20 protein-coding genes are annotated in these 20,493 nt (G+C 44.9%); 13 read left to right on the forward strand and 7 right to left on the reverse strand.

Annotated elements, in window-relative coordinates; genetic code table 11:
* Positions 1-97: 97 nt before the first annotated feature.
* Positions 98-1,093 carry an AAA family ATPase gene (locus D0C36_RS11305; protein WP_117391739.1) on the reverse strand — a complete coding sequence of 332 codons (996 nt, stop codon included), beginning with the start codon at positions 1,091-1,093 and terminating at the stop codon, positions 98-100.
* Between the two features lie 285 nt (positions 1,094-1,378).
* On the opposite strand from D0C36_RS11305, the gene D0C36_RS11310 reads away from it, so the two are divergent.
* The 6 genes from D0C36_RS11310 (at position 1,379) to D0C36_RS11335 (ending at position 5,813) form a co-directional block, all read left to right on the forward strand.
* Positions 1,379-2,005, forward strand: coding sequence for a DUF4159 domain-containing protein (locus tag D0C36_RS11310; RefSeq protein WP_117391740.1), 627 nt, complete (start codon positions 1,379-1,381; stop codon positions 2,003-2,005).
* A gap of 21 nt (positions 2,006-2,026) precedes the next feature.
* Positions 2,027-2,656 carry an RDD family protein gene (locus D0C36_RS11315; protein WP_117391741.1) on the forward strand — a complete coding sequence of 210 codons (630 nt, stop codon included), beginning with the start codon at positions 2,027-2,029 and terminating at the stop codon, positions 2,654-2,656.
* A 49-nt stretch (positions 2,657-2,705) separates the two neighbouring features.
* Positions 2,706-2,840, forward strand: coding sequence for a hypothetical protein (locus D0C36_RS24860; protein ID WP_262512199.1), 135 nt, complete (start codon positions 2,706-2,708; stop codon positions 2,838-2,840).
* 787 nt (positions 2,841-3,627) lie between these two features.
* The gene (locus D0C36_RS11325; protein WP_117391743.1) at positions 3,628-4,176 is read left to right on the forward strand and encodes a hypothetical protein; all 549 of its coding nucleotides are present in this window, start codon (positions 3,628-3,630) and stop codon (positions 4,174-4,176) included.
* 157 nt (positions 4,177-4,333) lie between these two features.
* Positions 4,334-5,194 (forward strand): DUF4747 family protein, encoded by an 861-nt coding sequence (locus D0C36_RS11330; protein WP_117391744.1) that lies wholly within the window; start codon positions 4,334-4,336, stop codon positions 5,192-5,194.
* Between the two features lie 10 nt (positions 5,195-5,204).
* The gene (locus D0C36_RS11335) at positions 5,205-5,813 is read left to right on the forward strand and encodes a hypothetical protein (protein WP_117391745.1); all 609 of its coding nucleotides are present in this window, start codon (positions 5,205-5,207) and stop codon (positions 5,811-5,813) included.
* Between the two features lie 55 nt (positions 5,814-5,868).
* Here the strand turns inward: D0C36_RS11335 and D0C36_RS24520 are convergent, their stop codons facing one another.
* Positions 5,869-6,036 (reverse strand): hypothetical protein, encoded by a 168-nt coding sequence (locus D0C36_RS24520; protein WP_158557105.1) that lies wholly within the window; start codon positions 6,034-6,036, stop codon positions 5,869-5,871.
* Between the two features lie 221 nt (positions 6,037-6,257).
* Here D0C36_RS24520 and D0C36_RS11340 point away from each other — a divergent pair, with 221 nt between their 5' ends.
* A complete protein-coding gene (locus D0C36_RS11340; protein ID WP_117391746.1) occupies positions 6,258-6,707 on the forward strand; it encodes a hypothetical protein in 450 nt (149 codons plus the stop codon).
* A gap of 182 nt (positions 6,708-6,889) precedes the next feature.
* Here D0C36_RS11340 and D0C36_RS11345 read toward each other — a convergent pair whose 3' ends face one another.
* On the reverse strand, positions 6,890-9,457 hold the full coding sequence (locus D0C36_RS11345) for a family 20 glycosylhydrolase (protein WP_117391747.1): 2,568 nt from the start codon (positions 9,455-9,457) through the stop codon (positions 6,890-6,892).
* Positions 9,458-9,531: 74 nt separating this feature from the next.
* On the reverse strand, positions 9,532-10,458 hold the full coding sequence (locus tag D0C36_RS11350; RefSeq protein ID WP_117391748.1) for a cobalamin-binding protein: 927 nt from the start codon (positions 10,456-10,458) through the stop codon (positions 9,532-9,534).
* Positions 10,459-11,022: 564 nt separating this feature from the next.
* On the opposite strand from D0C36_RS11350, the gene D0C36_RS11355 reads away from it, so the two are divergent.
* Positions 11,023-11,649, forward strand: a complete 627-nt coding sequence (locus tag D0C36_RS11355; RefSeq protein ID WP_117391749.1) for a LysE family translocator — start codon at positions 11,023-11,025, stop codon at positions 11,647-11,649.
* 56 nt (positions 11,650-11,705) lie between these two features.
* On the opposite strand, the gene D0C36_RS11360 is transcribed toward D0C36_RS11355, so the two are convergent.
* Positions 11,706-12,749, reverse strand: coding sequence for a DUF2157 domain-containing protein (locus D0C36_RS11360; protein ID WP_117391750.1), 1,044 nt, complete (start codon positions 12,747-12,749; stop codon positions 11,706-11,708).
* Between the two features lie 257 nt (positions 12,750-13,006).
* Here D0C36_RS11360 and D0C36_RS11365 point away from each other — a divergent pair, with 257 nt between their 5' ends.
* On the forward strand, positions 13,007-13,957 hold the full coding sequence (locus D0C36_RS11365; RefSeq protein WP_117391751.1) for a bifunctional riboflavin kinase/FAD synthetase: 951 nt from the start codon (positions 13,007-13,009) through the stop codon (positions 13,955-13,957).
* Between the two features lie 160 nt (positions 13,958-14,117).
* On the opposite strand, the gene truB is transcribed toward D0C36_RS11365, so the two are convergent.
* The gene (truB, locus tag D0C36_RS11370) at positions 14,118-14,822 is read right to left on the reverse strand and encodes a tRNA pseudouridine(55) synthase TruB (protein ID WP_117391752.1); all 705 of its coding nucleotides are present in this window, start codon (positions 14,820-14,822) and stop codon (positions 14,118-14,120) included.
* A gap of 103 nt (positions 14,823-14,925) precedes the next feature.
* On the opposite strand from truB, the gene D0C36_RS11375 reads away from it, so the two are divergent.
* Positions 14,926-15,810 (forward strand): alpha/beta fold hydrolase, encoded by an 885-nt coding sequence (locus tag D0C36_RS11375; protein ID WP_199502006.1) that lies wholly within the window; start codon positions 14,926-14,928, stop codon positions 15,808-15,810.
* An 84-nt stretch (positions 15,811-15,894) separates the two neighbouring features.
* Positions 15,895-17,154, forward strand: a complete 1,260-nt coding sequence (locus D0C36_RS11380) for a hypothetical protein (RefSeq protein ID WP_117391753.1) — start codon at positions 15,895-15,897, stop codon at positions 17,152-17,154.
* Positions 17,155-17,157: 3 nt separating this feature from the next.
* On the opposite strand, the gene D0C36_RS11385 is transcribed toward D0C36_RS11380, so the two are convergent.
* On the reverse strand, positions 17,158-17,625 hold the full coding sequence (locus tag D0C36_RS11385; protein WP_117391754.1) for a DUF4293 domain-containing protein: 468 nt from the start codon (positions 17,623-17,625) through the stop codon (positions 17,158-17,160).
* Positions 17,626-17,701: 76 nt separating this feature from the next.
* Between D0C36_RS11385 and truA the strand changes: the two genes are divergently transcribed.
* Together truA and D0C36_RS11395 are read left to right on the forward strand one after the other, a co-directional pair.
* The gene (gene truA / locus D0C36_RS11390; RefSeq protein WP_117391755.1) at positions 17,702-18,478 is read left to right on the forward strand and encodes a tRNA pseudouridine(38-40) synthase TruA; all 777 of its coding nucleotides are present in this window, start codon (positions 17,702-17,704) and stop codon (positions 18,476-18,478) included.
* 155 nt (positions 18,479-18,633) lie between these two features.
* The gene (locus D0C36_RS11395) at positions 18,634-20,388 is read left to right on the forward strand and encodes an ABC transporter ATP-binding protein (protein ID WP_233524505.1); all 1,755 of its coding nucleotides are present in this window, start codon (positions 18,634-18,636) and stop codon (positions 20,386-20,388) included.
* Positions 20,389-20,493: the final 105 nt, after the last annotated feature.

Genomic DNA, 20,493 nt, shown 5'->3' on the forward strand with positions numbered 1-20,493 from the left:
TCATTGCGAGGAGCGAGAGCGACGTGGCAATCTCATAGACAGGTCCTACATACTTGTCCTGTGAGATTGCCACGCTATCGCTCGCAATGACATATTTTTATAACGCCCCCTTCCTCTCCACCACTTTTATCAATTCCTCAGTTACTTTATCAGATGTTATCCCCTCAGCCTCGGCCCTGAAGTTCATCAGGATGCGGTGCCTTAGCACGGCCGGTGCCATAGCGTGAATGTCTTCCATCAATACTGTATAGCGGCCTTTAAGCAGTGCGCGCGCTTTGGCCGTTAGTATCAGCGCCTGGCCTGCGCGGGGGCCTGCCCCCCAGCGTACCCATTCTTTTACGTAGCTAACCGTAGTAGTATCGGGGCGGGTGGCACGGATCAGCTGACTAACGTAGCGCGTCAGATCCTCATTAATGGTTACCTGCCTTACCAGTGCCTGGGCTTGTATAATTTCTTCGGCAGATATTACGGCTTGTATGTCGGCTTGCCTGGTGCCGGTGGTACGGTTCAGTATGTCAAACTCTTCCTGCTCGGTTGGGTAGCCAATTTTTACAAGGAGCAGAAAGCGGTCTAACTGTGCCTCGGGCAGCGGGTAGGTGCCGGCCTGCTCAATGGGGTTTTGGGTAGCCAGTATAAAGAAAGGTTTATCAAGCGGGTAAGTTTGCCCGCCATAAGTTACCTCAAACTCCTGCATGGCCTCTAACAATGCAGACTGTGTTTTGGGCGGCGTACGGTTAATCTCATCGGCCAGTATAATATTGGCAAACAGCGGCCCTTTATTGAACTTGAAGAAACGCTTGCCGGTGGCATGATCTTCTTCCAATATCTCGGTGCCGATGATGTCAGTAGGCATCAGATCGGGCGTGAACTGGATGCGTCTAAAAGCCAGTTTCAGTGCCTGCGACATGGTTTTCACGATAAGCGTTTTGGCCAGCCCCGGTACGCCTTCCAACAGGCAATGGCCACCTGCAAGGAAAGCTACAAGCAGCTCGTCCAGTATGGCATCCTGGCCTACAATTACCTTCTGTATCTCTGCCTTAAGCTGTGGCAGCTTGGCTAATAGTGCGTTGAGTTGTTTTTCAGTTAGTTGCATTTGTTGTAATAAGCTGTCAGCGCTTCGTTTACTCACCCCGACTACGCTTCGCTGGTCGACCCTCTCTTCGCTGCGCGGAAAGAGGGTAAAAAAACTTTTTTGTTATCACAAAAAAGAGAAAGCCCCCCTCTCTGCTTCTCAGAGAGGGGTTGGGGGAGAGGCCATCACAAGATAGCTATTCACGCCATTTTTTTATAAGTATACCTACAAAGTATCCAAAACTTTACAGCACCGGCATGCCATCCATCGCCCCCGGGCAAAATATTTGTGTTAATTTTAGCAGCTATGGCACAGGCGCAAAAATTCACCTTCACCCGGCTCAGTTACCACAGCGGCGACTGGGATACCGACCAGCGCATGCCATCAAACCTGCTCAACTCGTTACTGGAGTACACCACCGTAGCCATCAATCCGCAGGAAAAAGTTGTGCCTTTGAGCAGCGATGATATTTTCAATTACCCCTTCTGCTACCTCAGCGGGCATAAGCTGGTGCAGTTTGATGCTAAGGAGAAAGCCAACTTTAAGCAGTACGTACAAAACGGCGGCTTTGTGTTTGTTGACGATTGTAACCACGATATCGACGGCCTTTTTGCCAAATCATTTGAGGCGCAAATGGCGGCGCTGTTTGGCCCGTCAGCATTAAAGAAGATCCCTAACAGCCATAAGCTATACAGCGCTTTCTTTAAATTTGAGAAAGGCCCGCCCACCACAACGTTTGAGCTGAACGGCTGGGGCGACGACCTCGTGCATGATTACCTTAAAGCCATTGAGATAAACGGCCGCATTGGCGTTTTGTACAGCAGTAAAGATTACGGCTGCGAGTGGGATTATGATTTTAGAAATAAGCGATTTTTAGCCGAGGATAACACTAAATTTGGCGTTAATATTATTATGTATGCCCTTAACTCTTAACGGGCGCACAACAATTGTACAATGGAAGATAATTACTACATAGCACGCGATAAAACCGAAGAAGGCCCATTTACGCTTGAGCAACTCATGCAGGCCGATATTGATGCCGATACGCTGATCCTGAGCCCCAACGCCGCCGACTGGCAGCGCGCATCTGACCTGCCCGAGCTGTTCCATTATTTTGAGGCACAGGGTTACTACTTCCCTACCGAAGATAACCTGGCAGGCTTTGGCTGGCGCCTGCTGGCTTACATTGCCGATTCGTTCATCATGTCGTACCCGATATCGTTCTTCAGGCCTGAGAATTTTAAAGAGATCTATGAACGTGCACTGAATGGTGGCGCTACCGTTACCGACCTTAATACCATGATGCAGTTTAACATCACTACCTTCCTGGTGATGGCCATGTACCATACCCTTTGCGAGTTTTCGCCGCTGCAGGGTAGCTTGGGTAAAAAACTCTTCAGGCTTACGGTGGTAGATAGTGATGGACGCAGGCTAAGCTTCTTTAGGGCGCTAATCCGCAACGTCGGCAAAATTGTATCGGGCACGGCCCTGTTCATAGGCTACCTTTGGGTACTTTGGGACGATCGCAAACAAGCCTGGCACGACAAGTGGGCTAAAGCTTATGTTTTGATAAAGAATAGGTAGGGTTTTCTGATGTGCAGATTTTAGATGTGCAAATTTCAAATATGCGGGCATGCAGATCTCAGATGAGACAAGGCGCGTGCTATATATTTCGGGCGTTCCGTACGGGCGTGCTATCCGTTCATACGCCTGCAGGCCTTACCCACAAGGGCCGGTATCCACTGCTATCACTAACGCAACTGTCTGAATCAGAATTTAAGAATTAGTATAAAAAAGCCTCTTACTGTAAACGGCACACGCGGCACGCGTGCGCCAGCAACTATATTAAAAAGCGGGCAAAGGCCCGACAAAAAACCGAGCCAGCGTAAAGGCTCGTGGGCAGAAGGATTTTTTTGTCTTGATCTTTGGTTACTTTGTATCAAGACAAAGTAACAGCCCTCCGCGGCAATTGAGCGGACTAACGTTGACTACAACACAGACCTTTCCTAAAAATAAACGCAGAATAACAGATTCTTCGCTACGCTCAGAATGACAAGTTTTATTTTCTCGCCCCGTCAGCAAAAAAGCTTCGGGCGAAAGCGGGCAGAACAATGGTGGTTAGCGCGTTGGCAAGGGCATTGCGGAATCTATTACAGAAGCGAAGGCCTGAGCGGACAGGGTAAGAGATTTCCAGCCCGCGGTTCTGTACGATTTGCAGGGCAAAGGCCTCGTACGGCAAAGAAGCCTCTTTGCTGTATGATCTTTGGTTACTTTGTATCAAGACAAAGTCCATCCGCGGCAATTGAGCGGACTAACGTTGATAGGGCACAGACCTTTGCAAAAAACAAACGCGGCCTAACAGATTCTTCGCTATCACTCAGAATGACAAGGCATTTCTGACTTTTTAATTTTGACTTTTAACTTCCCTATCCCAACAATTTCTCTTCCCAATTGTCTATGTAAATGCTTAACGCATAGTTAATGTTATATTATAGCTTAACTTATTTACAATATTTATAATAGCCTTTACTTAACACCATCTAAAACAAATCACTATGAAGAAAGTATTTTTAGTAGCCATGCTCTCAGCATCTGTTATGGTTTACTCGTGCAAATCAAAAACCGACAAAGCCGCAGGCGACAGCACCGCAACTGAACAAGCTGCCACACCAACTACTGATAAAGCAGCCCCTGCCGAAACACCAGGCAATGCACCAAAAACGTATACGGCAACCTTCTCGCCCGATACTGCCATACTGGGCAAACAGAAAGAAGCACTTGTAAAAGTGATCCCCGTTAGCGCTACTGATCTTAGCGACCCCGACGGTAAATCTGAAGGTATCGAGTTCACTTTTAAAGTGAGCGTTACCAATAAAAATAAAATGGGTGGCAACAACGTAGGCCTAACCCCGTCTGAGTTTAGGTTGGCCCTTGATAACAACACCAACATTAGCCAAACCAACGGCGGCTATTTCTCGGCCCAGCCCGAAGCCACTGCCGAATCTGAAAACATCACCTACCGCATACCGGCCGGTGCCAAACCAAAAGCCCTCAACCTCTTCTACGACGAAACCCGCGTAAGCGTACCCGTTGAACTGAAGTAACATTTGGGTTTAATAGAAATGAAAAAGGCCTTCACGCGAGTGAAGGCTTTTTTGGTTTAATCTTTAGTTAATTGAAAATCAGGTGTTTTTACGGTGTTTTTATTTGAAATAATCTTTTTAAATTCACTTTTAATTGTATTAACCTAATTATCACAACATGGTCGACAAAATTTTACGACGCGCTTTTTTTACTATCAACATCAAATTACGGAAAAATAATAATTCTCGGGATGCAACGCGATTGGAGTATATAGAATTGATAAATAAAGTATACACCCGTAAAATTCACAAACCGTCTTCAAATGGCAAGCATTGCATTATTAAGCATCTTTTAAGGAAAGAAGAAAACGGCGAGACAATCTACTTATTTGGGAAATTAGCACAATTCACTTATTTTGAAAATAAAAGCTGGTTTGACATAGACACTTTAGATTTAGACTCACAGTTCCAATTAAGAGATGGGTTATTCCCCGACGCCGTAGAAACTGATTTTATTTTTGACCCGCGAAATCATAAATTTTCTTTTATAACTAAATCTTCAATAGCAATTTCTCCCAATCCAGTTCGAGCATTTTGGGAAGAAGCCTTAAATTCGGTTAAAGATGACAGTGAGTTTATTCATGTCGATGTAGTAAGTGGTCGGGATTTCAACTCAAAGCTATCCAATGCCCGATCCATTAGACGGATTGAAATAGATTTAAACTATTCAAATTCAGGAATAGGATCAATATCTAAAAAAGTTATAGATGAAGATTTAAAAAAAAGTAATGCAAAAAATGCTACTCTCGTCGTTGTTTCAAAAAGAAATGAAAGTATTAATATTCAAGAAAGTGATATAATTAAAGGAGCTCTCGAACTTTCTGAAGAAGACGGCGAGGCGAGAGCTAAGATAGTTGATCAATCAGGAAACCTTGTAGACATAAGCACAAGCCAATTTCCGAAGAAAGATTTTTTTGAATCCAATATAATTCATCTCTTTGACAACTTTTTTGATAAAATCAGAAGTATTTGGCCTTAAATAATAAAAGATGGATTTTGGTTGGAAACGTATATGGGGATTGTATGGCTGGAAAGAACTTCTAAGTAAAAGAAATAAACTGTTTTATTTCTCAGCGATATCTAATTTGATATTTATTATTATTCTCTTAATAAGTAATCATGATGCAAACTTGCCTTTTGAACTAATAAATAAAGTTTTAAATATTGCTTTAGGAAGCTTGCCAACTTTATTAGGATTTAATCTAGGAGCATTCGCTTTGATAATAGGATTCTTGTCAAACGAAAATTTGGTTAAAGCTCTTACAGAAAAGCATGGTTCAGAATCTCCATACCATATTGAAAAAATAAGCGGTGTTTTTGCATTTAATATAATAGCTCAAGCAATCGCTTTGCTTTTTTCATTCCTTTTAAGTTTAATTATCGATATATTGGATAACATTAATTTTGAAGGAATTTTAGGTAATTTAAATCATAACGCAACTTCAGCGATTGTGACAAATTATTTTATATTATTTATAACAAATTTTTTAACGCTTTATTCCATCGCATTAGTTATACAAAACGCAATAAATATTTTTGATTTCAATCAATTATTTACTTTCTTTTCAATAAAAAAGAAGGAAGAAAAAAATAAATAAAAGCAAGGAAAATTAAGTTAGTATTCCATACTCGTAATTTAAACACCGTTCAGCTTTAGTGATTTAATTGTCTCTTCTTCCCCACCTTCTCTGCCTTTTCCTTAAGCTTGCAATAGTGTTGCCTTTCAAAGAGGGCCATTTTTATTTTCATGTCTTCCAGTAGTTCCAGGGCTTCGGCAAGGAGTTGCAGGCGCTGGTTGCTGAGTTGTTCTGTAGTGCTCATGGTGGTTTCGCTTTTAAGCAAAGTTAAGTAACAGGGTTGGCAAATACTAATATTTTTAGTATTTTATAATAGAGACACACTCTTAACCCCTCTCGAGAGGAGAAGGATGGCTTATTAATTTAAGCCCATGTAATTTTCATTTGCACATTTGAAATCTGCACATCTGAAATCTCCTTCCCATCACTCAAAAACCCTTATCTTCCTAAAAAAATCCTATAACCATGTCTTTTGCATTTGGAACACGAATCACTACGCCTGAGGGCGTAAAATTAATTCAGGAGTTTAACATTGGCGATAACGCCATGGCTTATACTGCCGGCGGCGAGATGCCTAAAAAGGTAATATTCAGCAGCGGCGCAGGGCCCTTAGCACACTCTGTAATGATGTATCTGCGTTTCGATGAAAAAGATCTGATCGTTACCCCTGATCAGCTTTTTAAACTACCCGACAGCACAATTAAAAGAGCCGACCGCCTTGCCACCGGCGACCAGTTACTCACTGCCGATAACGGATCTGCTACATTACAAAGCGTGGTGCAAGGCATGTTTGACGGCGGCGTGCACACTATAGCTATCGATAATATGGAGCGCGACGGTGAGCACCTTATTATTGCCAACGGTATTGTATGCGGCGATTATTTTATGGAAATGAATGGCTGGAATGAGGGATGAGGATATTTAAATAAGTTGTTTATAAAAGCGCGTCATTGCGAGGAACGAAGCAATCTCTACACAGGCTGGTCCGCTTTTGTATAGTTTGGAGATCGCTTCGTTCCCCGCAATGACGCGTGGGTGGGCATGGGTGCATTGGTTAATTAATCATCTGCACACCTGCACATTTAAAATCTGCACATCTAAGCTGCCGGCTTATCATTCTCCTTCCCTTGGGCTGTGTTACCACCGCGACCTTTCACATCAAACACGCGGAATTTTACAGTGCCGGTGGCGTTTACCGGAGCGGTATACTCGGGGCTGGTAGCGGTTGGCTCGCTGCCATCGGTAGTGTAGCGGATAGTCATGCCGGGGTATTGCACGTTAGCCTGGTATTTACCATCCTGCAGTATAACGCCCGGCTTTGGTATCCTGAAAGCATAGCCACCACCTTCGTAGGCCAGTCGCGGCAGTTCGCGTTTGCCCAGTACATTCACAAAGCGGCTCCAGTCGTCGTTATATAGTTTTTTGGCTTTAGCCGAATCCAGCTCGGTAGTCCATGCGGGGTCTTTGGCCCATGCGCGTTCGCCTAAGGCGATCAGTTTAGGGAACATCATGTATTCCATTTGCTGTGGCGATTTTACGGTCTCGGCCCATAGCGCACCCTGCAAGCCTATGATGTTCTCTTTACCATAATCGGTAAGGCGCTGTTTGCCCACAAATATGCGGCGGTCAATAGGGCGACCCTGTTTATCTACATCGGCATTCTTAAAATAATCGTAAGGTATAAACGAGAAGAATTTATCAATGCCTAAGAAAGCGCCCCAGTAGTAGCCCGGCTCGTCCCAGCCTTTGTAGGTGGCCATATCAAAATACAGGTTGGTAACGCAGGTAAGCACGGTTTTGTAGCCGCCGTTTGCCAGTTTGTAGGCAAGGTCTTCCTGCCCGTCGCCCAGTACGTTGTTCCAAACATCAACCTGCATGCCCTCGTTCACAAATTGTGGGTTGGGCAGGTAAGTATTATGCCCGTCTACAGTGGTTTTGCGCAGGGCCATTTCTTCCCAGCCGGATAGTTTTATGTTTTTCTTTTTAAGGATGCTGTTTACTCGGCCATAGAAGTAGTACCACAGGTCGCCGGTGTTTTTTATTTCGGGATGGGTTTTCTTCAGCGCCGCAAAAGCAGGCGATTTTTCCCATACGTGAGCAGGCACCTCATCGCCACCAAAGTGGATGGCAGGCAGCGGCGCACCGGCTTGTTTATAAATAGCTACCAGGTCATCAACCACGCGCTCTACATAGGTATAAACCGATGGCAGGGAAACATCTATCACGTTATCGTTCCAGTACTGTACCGAGCGGTAGTCTGACTGATCACCGGCATCATACAGTAGATATTTTGAAGCTTCGGCTTTGTTACCTGCAGCCATAAGGCGGTTGTAACGCGCCTGCATAGCCTTAATTGAGCCACGCGCATGGCCGGGCGTTTCAATCTCGGGCAGTACGGTAATGTGGCGCTCGTTGGCGTATTTCAGTATCTCTACATAATCTGCAACGGTATAGAAACCCGTACCGGCCTTGTTGCTAAAATCGGGACCAGAACCGTGCGATGGCGGTAGGAAGTGTTTGCTATCCAGCGTGTGCCCGCGTTTTGATGCTACAGAAGTTAGTTCGGGCAGGGATGGTATCTCGATGCGCCAGCCTTCATCATCGGTAAGGTGCATGTGCAGGGTGTTGAGTTTGTAAGCTCCCATCAGATCCAGCAGGCGAAGCACCTGTTGTTTGTTCTGAAAATTGCGGGCAACATCAAGCATCACGGCACGGTAAGGGAAACGCGGCGAGTCTTTAACCTCAACACATGGTATGGTAATGCTGTTCGGCCTGTCCGTACCTGTTACGGACGGACAAAGGTTTATTAATGATTGCACGCCGTAAAATGCACCTGTTGGGGTTGATGCGTTTATCTCGATGGCATTAGGTTTAACACTTAGCTCATACCCCTCATTACCAAAGCCAACCTTGTAATACAGGTTGATTATTTTCATAGTGCTCGAAAGCGGATCTTTCTTATTTACTTCGGTGCCCAATAATTTTTCAAGTCGCCCTTTCAGGTACGAAGCTTCTTTTGCATAACGCTGATCTTTATTGATAACATTAACCAGCACTTGTTTATCAATCGTGAAAGTTCCCGTTGTTTCCTGATAGCTTAATGGTAGCGGTACTATCTTAGGCAATTTATCGGCAGGGATATCGGTAATGTTTTTGTTTTGGTTAAAGATCACCTCGGGAGTAACCAGTCCGGCATATTTTGGGTCGAGGGGTTTAATGATGAAGTTGCCGGGCAGGTAACCTTTCCCGGGCGTTGCATCAAACACAAAATAAGGGCCCTCAATGGCATCTGTATAGTTGATCACAATATCCTCGCAGATGTAATCGATACGGGCGCTCTCGCCAGGCTTTATGGCTTTAAAGTTTTGGTTTGGGGTGATGCTGTACAGGTCGCCGTTTACCTGCAGTATTTTGGCATTGCCGCTGGCAGCATCGGCTAAAAAATTGCGCGATGAGTTGAAATAGATCTTCCAGCCGCCTGCCGGCAGCGTTTCGGTACCGTTGTTGGTGATTATAAGCGCCGTAAGTGCCTGCTGCTTGTTCTGGTAATTATTATCAACCACTTCCCAGCTAAGGGTTAGGTTCTTGATATCGAAAGCAGGGGCGGCAGCAAACGTACCAACATTGGCAAACGCAATGAGGATGAGGGCAATAAAACGGCGCATGGTTAATTAAGGTTTGTTGAACCGTAAATATAACCACATAGCCAGCTTATAGGCAGGACTTTTTAAAATATTTTTTAAAGTGCGAATTTTACCCAGCCATTACCCTCGTTACCAAAGATAAATTGCTTAGGGTGGATGATTTCGGCCAGCATTTCCAGCGAGTCTACTATCCTTGGCCCGGGGCGGTTAAAGTAGTGGTTACCATCGGCAATATAAACACGGTTGTTTTTCACGGCCTTCAGGTCGGCAAAGCCGGGTTGGCCAAGTATTAAGCCTACCTCGCTCATGGTACGCTCAATAGAAAAGCCGCAAGGCATCAGCAGGATAATATCAGGATCGGTGGCTACAATCCTGTCCCACTCTACATAGGGCGAGTGTTTACCGGCTTCGGCAAGTACTGGCGTACCACCGGCAATGCTTACCAACTCTGGTATCCAATTACCTGATATCATTAAAGGTGCAAGCCACTCTACACAGGCAATGGTAGGCTTCACTTCCATAAACTTCAGCTTATGGCGGATGATGTCTATACGCTCATTAAGGTCTTCAAGCAATTGCACGCCTGCATTGGCAGCACCCAAGGTATCGGCTACGTGTTTAATATCATTCAGTATCTCCGTAAGCGTATTGGGCTGCAGGGAAATGATCTGCGCGGGTTTATCAAGGTAACCGTTCAGGGCTTCTTCCACATCAGGCAGGCTAACGGCACAAACCTCGCATTGCGCCTGGGTAAGTACCACATCGGGCTGCAGCTCTTTGATTACCTCGCGTTTAACCGTGTAAACCGATAAAGCATCGGCAAGTATCTCTTTAACTTTTACGTCTATCTCTTCACTGCTTAAGCCATCAGGAAAGTTCGCCTCAGAGCATACCGGCAAATGGGTAATGCTCTCCGGAAAATCGCACTCGTGAGAGCGGCCAACCAAATGGCTTTCCAGTCCCAAAGCACAAACAATCTCGGTAGCAGCAGGCAGTAACGATACAATTCTTTCAGATGGCATTTTAATACAGTTTGCAATGGGCGGTTTGCAGTTGGCAGTGTCCCATTTATGAACATGCAAATATGCGATTTTTGTTGTGAACCGTAATTATTCTATACCATGTCATTGCGATCCGCCGGCTGGCGGAGAAGCAATCTCAGAGGACAGACACGCCGAATACGCCTATGAGATTGCCACGTCGCTATCGCTCCTCGCAATGACATGGTGTTTAGTTTTTAAAAAGGCACTAAACCTAACGTAACCGAACATTGCGGCATAGCGTAACGTGCGGATAGTACAGGCATTGCAGCAGCAGAACCTTTGTAGCGCGTTACCGTAGCCGCGAGTTTTCTTTTTGGTACTTTTTCTTTTGCGGAAAAAGAAAAAGTACATCCACTAATGATGAATTCCGCACACTGCCCTTCCTAATGAAATACTGATATAGGATTGCTAAGATCTACGTAATGGTTCGAAAGTTAAATTTGTCTACCCTGTCCACACCACTAAGCGGACGGACAACCCATAAATTAATTCCTTAACGCTAAGCATCTATTAATTTAACTATTAACCATATCTTTATCCCCGATGATATTCCTGACCTTTTTCATCGGCGTAATTGCCAACTTCATAGGGTACATACCGCCGGGTAACATAAACCTTACGCTGGTGCAGATCACCATTAACCGCGGCATGAAACAGGCGCTGCAGTTTATCATTGCTTTCTCGTGCGTTGAGTTTTTCTTTACCTTTTTTGTGATGTTAGGTGCCCGCTGGCTTGCCGAGCAGGTACGTTTAGATACCATTATAGATTGGGTAATGGTGGTATTGTTCACGGTGCTGGGTACCCTTGCATGGCGCGCGCGCAATACGCCACCAAAAACCAATTACTCTGAGCATGCAGCTATTAAATACGGCATACTGCTGGGTTTCCTTAACCCCATGCAGATTCCATTCTGGATGGTTACAGGCACCTATTTGATTACCCACGAGTGGATCTTAGACGGGAAAATACCATTAGTTATCTTCAGTATAGGCTCGGCAGGCGGGGCATTTCTGGGCCTGTTCATCTACGCCAAATTTGCCAGCTATATCAAAAAGAAATTTGAGCTAAGCAACCGCTTAATTGATACCGGCATTGCAGTGCTGTTTTTCGCATTTGCTGCATATCATATTTGCAAGCAGGTGTACCTGGCGTTTTTTAAGCATCATTGAGTAAAATAAGCGCGTCATTGCGTAGGCTATACCTCTGATAAATCAAAGTTCAAAACTTAACCATTGAGCTTCACATTCCAGATCTTCTCTGCCTTGCGGCCCACTAACCAAAATGATAGCGCCAGTATAGCAAAGAAGATAGTTTTGTTGGTGCTCTCCCAAAAATATTCAAAGTATTTGGTGTAGAGTGATATGATAAGGAAGGTTATGCCAAACTCCCGGGCAATTACATCCTTTTGTTTTAAGCCATACAGCAGGAACAATCCTGCAACCACAGCCGAGATAATGCCCCAGTAAAACAGGCTTATCTGCTTTATCTGCCACCAGCTTTCCAGGCTACCGTAGTTACCGAAGATGCTCAGCAACCATAACGACATAAACAGGTACAGCATGCCTATCACATAGGTAAGATCCCAAAAGTAATTGAACCATTTTTTGTTTTTAAGCAAGTGGCAGGCACCAACCAGCAACAACCCGAAAGCCACAAAGCGCAGCGGGTAATTCATCCCCAGGAAATAGAATGCCCAATTGGTTTGATATCCCGTCTCGGTACCAAACCAGCTACCCAGAGACACCAGTGCAAACAGCCATATCAGTCTTGATTGCATGCGGTAAGCCAAAAAAGCATACACAATAACGGATACAAGGAAAAGCACCGAGTAATGGCCCGAGCCATGATCAAAAGTTTTGCCCAGGTAAGCAATACAACAGGCAGTAAAAAACACGCCCAGGAAAATGGTAGCTTCATTAGTAAATACCTGCTCGGGGTGTTGTTTCTCGCGACGGCGGCCGAGGTAGAATAAGCCTACTGCAGCAACTGCAGATAACAGGCTGATCACAATATCCGGCGTATCATACAGGTTTTTTATCCAGTTAACAACGGCATCATCCACAATAAACGAGCCTATGGCAATAGCCCCGCAAAACAGCGCCACCCAAATACTGTACTTAGCCAAACGCATCCAGTCGAAGCCTTTTACATCATAAGATTCGCGCAGGCGGGCAGCCTGTTCCGTATCCACCAGGTTTTCTTTCTCCCAATGAGCAATGGTGCTATTCAAAAATTCACTTTCCTGTCTGTCGAGGTTTAGCTTGGCCATGTTGGTATAAAAGTAATAATTAAAAAATTAAACTACGTTCAACTTCTCGGCGCATCATTGCGAGGAACGAAGCAATCTCCAAACTATACAGGGCGGCTCTGTACAGCAAAGAGATTGCTTCGTTCCTCGCAATGACGCATTCGTTATTCTCGTTAACGCTGCCAATCCTTTTACATCATGGTTCAGAGCCTCTTCAAAGTAAAATAACCAAAAACCTTTCGGCAATTTGATTTGTGATTATACCTTTGCCCGTAGCTATGAAGATCTACCATCATATTGACGATTTTACGCGCGTACCCAACGCTGTGGTTACCATTGGTACGTTTGATGGGGTGCACATAGGCCACCGCAAGATCATAGCGCACATAAAAGACCTTGCTGCCCGCACCGGCGGCGAAACGGTTATCCTTACCTTCTTCCCGCATCCGCGGATGATTTTACACCCGGAGGATGAAAGCCTGAAACTGATCAATACCATAAACGAGAAGGCCGAACTACTGGAGCAGTTAGGTGTAGACCATTTGATCATTACGCCGTTCTCTCGCGATTTCTCCAACCAAACGGCAGAGGAATACATTCGCGATATCCTTGTAAATAAGATAGGTACCAAAACCATCGTGATAGGTTACGACCACCGTTTTGGCAAAGACCGCCAGGGTGGTTTGCAGGACCTGCTGCATTTATCGCAACAGTATGGGTTTGACGTGGTAGAGATACCCGAGCAGGATATAAATGATGTTGCTATCAGCTCAACCCGTATCCGTACAGCTTTGTTAGAGAATGAGATCCATATAGCTAACGAGTGCCTGGGCTACCCGTTCTTTATCACCGGCAAGGTAATAAAAGGCGACCAGTTGGGCCGTGAGCTGGGTTATCCTACCGCCAACCTGCTCATCGAAGAAAATTACAAACTAATTCCTGATGATGGCATTTTTGCCGTGCGTGTAAAAGTGAATGGCCGGCAATACAACGGCATGGCCTACATTGGTCACCGCCCAACCGTTAACGGTATGACGCGCAACATCGAGGTAAACATTTTTGATTTTAGCAGCGATATCTACAACCAGCAGCTCCGCATGGAGTTTTTGCACTACGTACGAGGTGATATTAAATTCTCATCGCTTGATGAGCTGGTGGTGCAGCTTGGAAAAGACAAAGAAGATGTACTTGCCCTGATGGTGATAGACGGGCCACAGTTTGATGCGTGAAGGGCTTTTGTCATTCTGAGCGACAGCGAAGAATCTAACCGCGTTATCTTAACCACGTCATTGCGAGAAGCGTCAGCGACGTGGCAATCCCCGATATGCAAAGCCGCTCTGTAAGTCGGGGATTGCCACGCTATGCTCGCAATGACTTGGGGAGAAGACTCTATTCCGCTTTCGGTTCTTTCAACTCCCTTATCTTCCCAACCAGTTCCATCACCTCGTGTGCATCCTCTATCTTAAAATTACCACTGCGGGTTCTGCGTAAGCGCGACATATAAGCACCATTATCCAGCGCCTTCCCGAAATCATTTACCAATGAGCGTATGTAAGTTCCCTTGCTGCATACTACCCTAAAATCAACCTCGGGCAATTCGATACGGGTGAGTTCAAACTCGTTGATAGTAACCGTACGGGCTTTTAGTTCCACTTCTTCGCCGCGGCGGGCCTTTTCGTAAAGGCGCTCCCCATCTACTTTAATGGCCGAGTGGGCTGGCGGGTATTGCTGTATCTCGCCCATGAATTGTGCACAGGCGGCGTAGATCTGTTCGTTAGTAAGATGGTCAACCTCAAACTTCTTTTCGGGTTCGCTCTCCAGATCGTAGGTTGGCGTGGTTGAGCCAAGCACCATGGTGCCGGTATATTCCTTTTCCTCTGCCTGGAAGGTGTCGATCTGTTTGGTCATTTTACCGGTGCAGATGATGAGCAGGCCGGTAGCCAGGGGGTCTAAAGTACCGGCATGGCCAACCTTTAATTTAAGCGGCTTAAACGAGTTACGTATTTTGCCTACCACATCAAAGCTGGTCCATTTGTAGGGTTTGTTAACCAGCAGCAGTTGCCCATCGGCAAAGTCTTGTATAGAATTGAACATTTATCCTTGATAGCCAAAGGCCAATGTGTTTCGGCCTTTATCAGCGGGCAAAAGTACCGAAATTTTGACTTACATTCGCACTAACAAGCAACCCCACATCACAATGAAAAAATTTGCTTATATGCTGGCATCGGCACTTATGCTGCTAACCGCATCTGCATCACACGCACAAGAAGCACAGGATTTTCGCAAAATGATGGATACCACCCAATATGGCCGTAACAAAGCCGTTGGTAAATATGCTGATATCCGTGGCATTAAAATGTATTACGAGGTTTATGGCAAAGGCGAACCTCTGCTTATCATTCACGGCAATGGTGGCTCTATCAATAACTTCCTGTTCCAGATACCTTACTTCGCTAAAAAATACCAGGTGATCCTGGCCGATAGCCGTGCCCAGGGTAAAACCATTGACCATGCCGATTCGCTGAGCTACGAAATGATCACCGACGATCTGAACGGCTTGCTGGATCACCTGAAAATTAAAAACGCCAACGTTATTGGCTGGAGCGATGGCGGTATAGAAGGATTATTATTGGCCATGCGCCATCCCGATAAGGTAAAGAAACTGGCCGTTACCGGTGCCAATCTCCGCCCGGATACCACGGCTGTTGATCCTTTTTTGCAGAAAGCTGTTTTGGCAGAGAATATTCAAGCAGCCGATTCATTAAAGAAAATGAAGACCGTACCTGCCGGGATGAAGAACCAGTTGAAGGTGATGCACCTGCTATCGTACGAGCCAAATATTAAGAACGAGGCATTAAGATCAATAACCTGCCCTGTGCTGGTTATTGGCGGCGACCACGATGTAATTACCACCCGTCATACGCTGGAGATATTTGAGAACATCCCGAAGGCCTATTTGTGGATACTACCAAACTCGGGCCACTCTACACCGATATTCTACAGGGATATGTTTAACCAGGTGGTAGGCGATTTTCTGGCGAAGCCTTACCGCTCTATAGAAAAAGAGGGCAGGTTTAATTAAGCGTGTAAATACCATGTATTGAGGGTGTATTAACGGTAGATAATAAAGTATAGCAGGTCGAATTTTATAACAAAAAAGCCTGTTATGAAAACCCCTTACCTTATTGGCCTATTGCTGATGTTGTGCAGTTCAACAACATGGGCACAAACATTAGAAATACCTAAAGATAAACTTACCATTCAGAGAAGCGACAAGCCTGAAACGATAGATATATCCATCAACATAAAAAATGTAAAGGCGAAAGAATCTGTTGATATAAAGGTGATTGACCTTAATAGCGGCACGGCTCAACGTTCAGAAGATTATGAAATTTTGAGCGCCTCGGTAATAAAAGGTATTGATATAGCACATCTCAATTTATTAGTAAAGCCAAGCACTCAGGCGTCCGCAAAAACTATTATTTTAAAATTAGTAGCTGTTAAAGACGGCGAGTTTTTATCTGATCTCAATCCAACCATTACACTTGCAAATAAAAAAGGAATCGGCTCTCCTCTCGAGCTAAAAAATATCGACTCAGCGAGGTTTACAATACTTACAGCCGGTAGTTTAAGCTTCTATGGCAAGCCTCTTTTTTCTAAATATATTGGCCAATTAGACATACGTTTGCCTCTTTATAAAAAATGGGGTTTGAACGCGGGTGTTTTTACTAAAAGCTTTTTCGCTGATTCGGTAAATACAGGTACGGGGACTTTTAACATAAAAAAGCCAAATGACACGATCTTTTATGCTCGTAATACTTACTTACGATATGCAAAGAAAGAGTATAATACAGTAGGCGCTTATTTGAACCCTACTTTAAGTATTGCAAGAAACGATGACAACGAAGCCAGCTTGAGACTGTATTTAACAGGAAGTTTAGAGGTATTATGGACATCTGTTAAAACAACTTACAATAATTTCGTCCTTACAGATTCAGTCAACGTTAAGTATGATGCATCAGTTACCAGTGATGATGCACTTGACGCGAAGAATCCAAGAATTACTCCAAAAAACTCTTTTACAATGGAGCATACCATTACGGGCTATTATGGCATTGGGCCACAACTTATATATCAAAAAGATAACCTTTTACATTTAAATGTACTGTTACTTACCGGCAATTCTATTACCGGCGGAGACGCAAATTACCGCCCTACTATGGCTAACGCCTCAGAAAATCTGAATTTTTATAATAGGATAAACCCCAACAAATTCTTTTATCTGGCCAAAGGTGTGGTAACCGAAAAAGTAACGAAGCTAAACGCCACAATAGGTGTTGAAGTAAGGGGCTTTTATCCAAATAACGCTGCTTTTACGGCCTATTTGGGTTTCCTTATAGCACCATCTGATTTTTTTAAGAAATAATAATTAACGTAACCTGTCTGCAGATTTTACCAGTTTCTCATCGCGCTGAATAGCTTTAACGGCAAATATCAGCAGGATAATGCTTAACGACGTCAAGAACAGGCCTATACCCATATTACGATACTCGAGCGTGATGGGGCCTACAACTTTTTTAACGGTTTGGGCCATCCAGAAGCTGTAACCTATCAGTACCAAAATGGTGCCGTATATCAATGCTATCTGCTGTTTGCGATTCCTGAACAGGAAAATGATCACCAGCGGAATTAAACCCACAATAGCGGTAAGCACAGTAAGCGCCACAAATGATTGCAGGGGCTTATCAACATTGTTCACCTTTTCGGTTACGCCGGTTACGGCAATATCTATCAGCTTGCCATCAACAAAAAGGCCGTGAGCCAGCGGGAAAAGAAACAGTGCAAATAACACCAGCGATGCGAACAGTAAGTATATTGATTGGATACGTTGTAACATATTTACGATTTTTAAAGGTGCTCAAAGATAGAATGGTAAATCGTAAATCTAAAATGGTAAATGCTAACTTTGCCCTGTGGCAAACACCCAACGCTATTTTATTGAATTAAGTTACGATGGCACCAACTACCACGGCTGGCAAATACAACCCAATGCCGTTACCGTGCAGGAGCTGTTGAACAAAGCCCTCAGTACCCTGCTGCGCCAACCCATTGAAACGGTAGGCTGCGGACGGACGGATACCAGGGTACATGCCACGCAGTATTTTGTGCATATAGACGCCCCCCAGCCTCCGCCAGCTGGCGGAGGAGCCGAAGACAACGCACTTCAAAAATTCCCCCTTCAGGGGGTTAGGGGGCTAAATGCCCTGTTACCTTATGACATAGCCGTTCGTCGGATTTTTGCCGTTGATGACGATATGCATGCTCGTTTCAGCGCTACGCAGCGCTCTTACGAATACCATATCCATTTTCAGAAAGATCCGTTTCTGTATAACAAATCGTGGTTACTACGCGATATGCCCAACCTGGATCTGATGAACCATGCGGCAGCAATTATCATGGAATACTCAGATTTTAGTTGTTTCAGCAAAAGCAATACACAGGTGTTTACTAATAATTGTAAAATTGTAAATGCCCGCTGGGAGCAAACCCCAAACGGCATTGTATTTAAAATATCTGCCGACCGTTTTTTGCGCAACATGGTACGCGCCATTGTGGGCACGCTAATGATGGTTGGTCGTGGTGATATAGCACCCGAGGAAGTGCGCAATATTATAGAAAGTAAAAACCGCAGTAATGCAGGTACCAGTGTACCGGCTTGTGGTTTGTATTTAACGGAAGTGAAATATTAGCCCCCCAGCCCCCTGAAGGGGGAGTAGAAGATTATATGGCAAAAGAGAAGGATAGTAAAAATAGCGAATCAAAGGTTTCTCCGCCAGCCGGCGGAGGCGGTGGGGGCGCAACCGTTACCGGCAAGGCCTTTGATTGGAAGTTGCTTAAGCGTGTTATGCATTACGTTACGCCTTACAACCGTACATTTGTTATTGCTACCATCCTTACTATTTTTTTAGCAGGAGTTGCCTTGTTGCAACCAATCCTTATCCAGATAACGCTGGATAAATACATATTAGGCAATAATTATAATGGCCTTGTTTTTATGGTGGGGCTAATGCTGGCGCAACTGGTGGTACAAACTATTGCGCAGTATTATCAAACTTATTCAACCAACGCGCTGGGGCAATCCGTTATCCGCGATTTACGGAAGGATGTGTTTAACCATATCACCAGCCTGCGTTTGCGTTATTTTGACCGTACGCCAATCGGCATGCTCATTACACGTACAGTATCAGACCTGGAAACCATTGCTGATATTTTTTCTGAGGGATTGATCTCTATCATGGGTGATCTGCTGCTGGTAATCGCCGTTATCGGCTACATGCTTTGGCAGGACTGGAAACTTGCCTTAATCACCCTGATACCAATGCCATTCCTGTTTGCATCTACGTATGTATTTAAAGAGGCCATCAAATCATCTTTCCAGGAAGTGCGTACGCAGGTGGCGCAGCTTAATACCTTTTTGGCCGAGCACATCAGTGGGATAAGCATTATCCAATACTTTGCCCGCGAGGAGCAGGAGATGCGCAAGTTTGTGGATGTGAATAAGAAATACCGCGATGCCAATATCCGCTCAAACTGGTACTACTCTATCTTTTTCCCGGTGGTGGAAATACTGTTTGCCATTTGTATAGCATTATTGGTTTGGTACGGTTGTAAACGGATCCTGAATGATCAGCAAATGCACACACTTTCGGCTTCGCCGGATGGCATAACGCCGGGTGTGATAACCGGGTTTATTGTATTGCTGAACATGCTTTTCCGCCCCATACGCCAGCTGGCCGATAAATTTAACACCCTGCAAATGGGTATGGTAGGTGCCGATCGTATCTTTAAAGTGTTAGATACCGATGATGTAGCACCGGATGAAGGTAAACTGGCTCCCGCAGTTCTGCAGGGCGATATACAGTTTAACAATGTTTGGTTTGCCTATAACGATGAGAACTGGGTACTAAAAGATATCAGTTTCCATGTAAAACCGGGCGAAACACTGGCTTTGGTAGGTGCTACCGGTGCCGGTAAATCGTCAACTATTAATATCCTCAACCGCTTTTATGATATTGGTAAAGGCGATGTTAAGGTAGATGGGCACGATATACGCGAGTATAGTGTAGATTACCTGCGATCTAAAATTGCGACGGTGATACAGGATGTATTCTTGTTTACCGATACCATTGGCAACAACATCAGCCTCAACCGCGATGATATTACCCGCGAGCAAATCATCGCGGCAGCAAAAGATGTAGGCGCGCATGATTTTATTGAACGCCTGCCGGGCGGATATGATTACAACGTGATGGAACGCGGGTCAACCCTATCCGCCGGGCAAGCACAGCTCATATCCTTCATCCGCGCGTTGGTTTATGATCCGGCTATTTTGGTTCTGGACGAGGCTACATCTTCTGTTGATACCGAGACCGAGCTATTGATCCAAAACGCTATTAACAAGCTAATGCAGGGCCGTACAGCCATTGTTATTGCCCACAGGTTATCCACCATCCAAAACGCCGACAAGATCATTGTGCTTGACCACGGTGAGATAAAAGAAATGGGCACCCACCAGCAACTCCTGCGTATAGAGGGCGGTTACTACCGCAAGCTTTATGATCTGCAGTTTAACTCTGCGGGGATAGCGAAAAGTATTTGAGTTTCTACTCAAAACCCCATGTCATTTCGAGCGAACAGAAGAGCGGGGATTAGAAAAGGGGTGACGAGAAATCTTCTACGCGCGATAGTTCCCGTGCAGAAGATT

Source organism: Mucilaginibacter conchicola (assembly GCF_003432115.1).
GTDB lineage: Bacteria > Bacteroidota > Bacteroidia > Sphingobacteriales > Sphingobacteriaceae > Mucilaginibacter > Mucilaginibacter conchicola.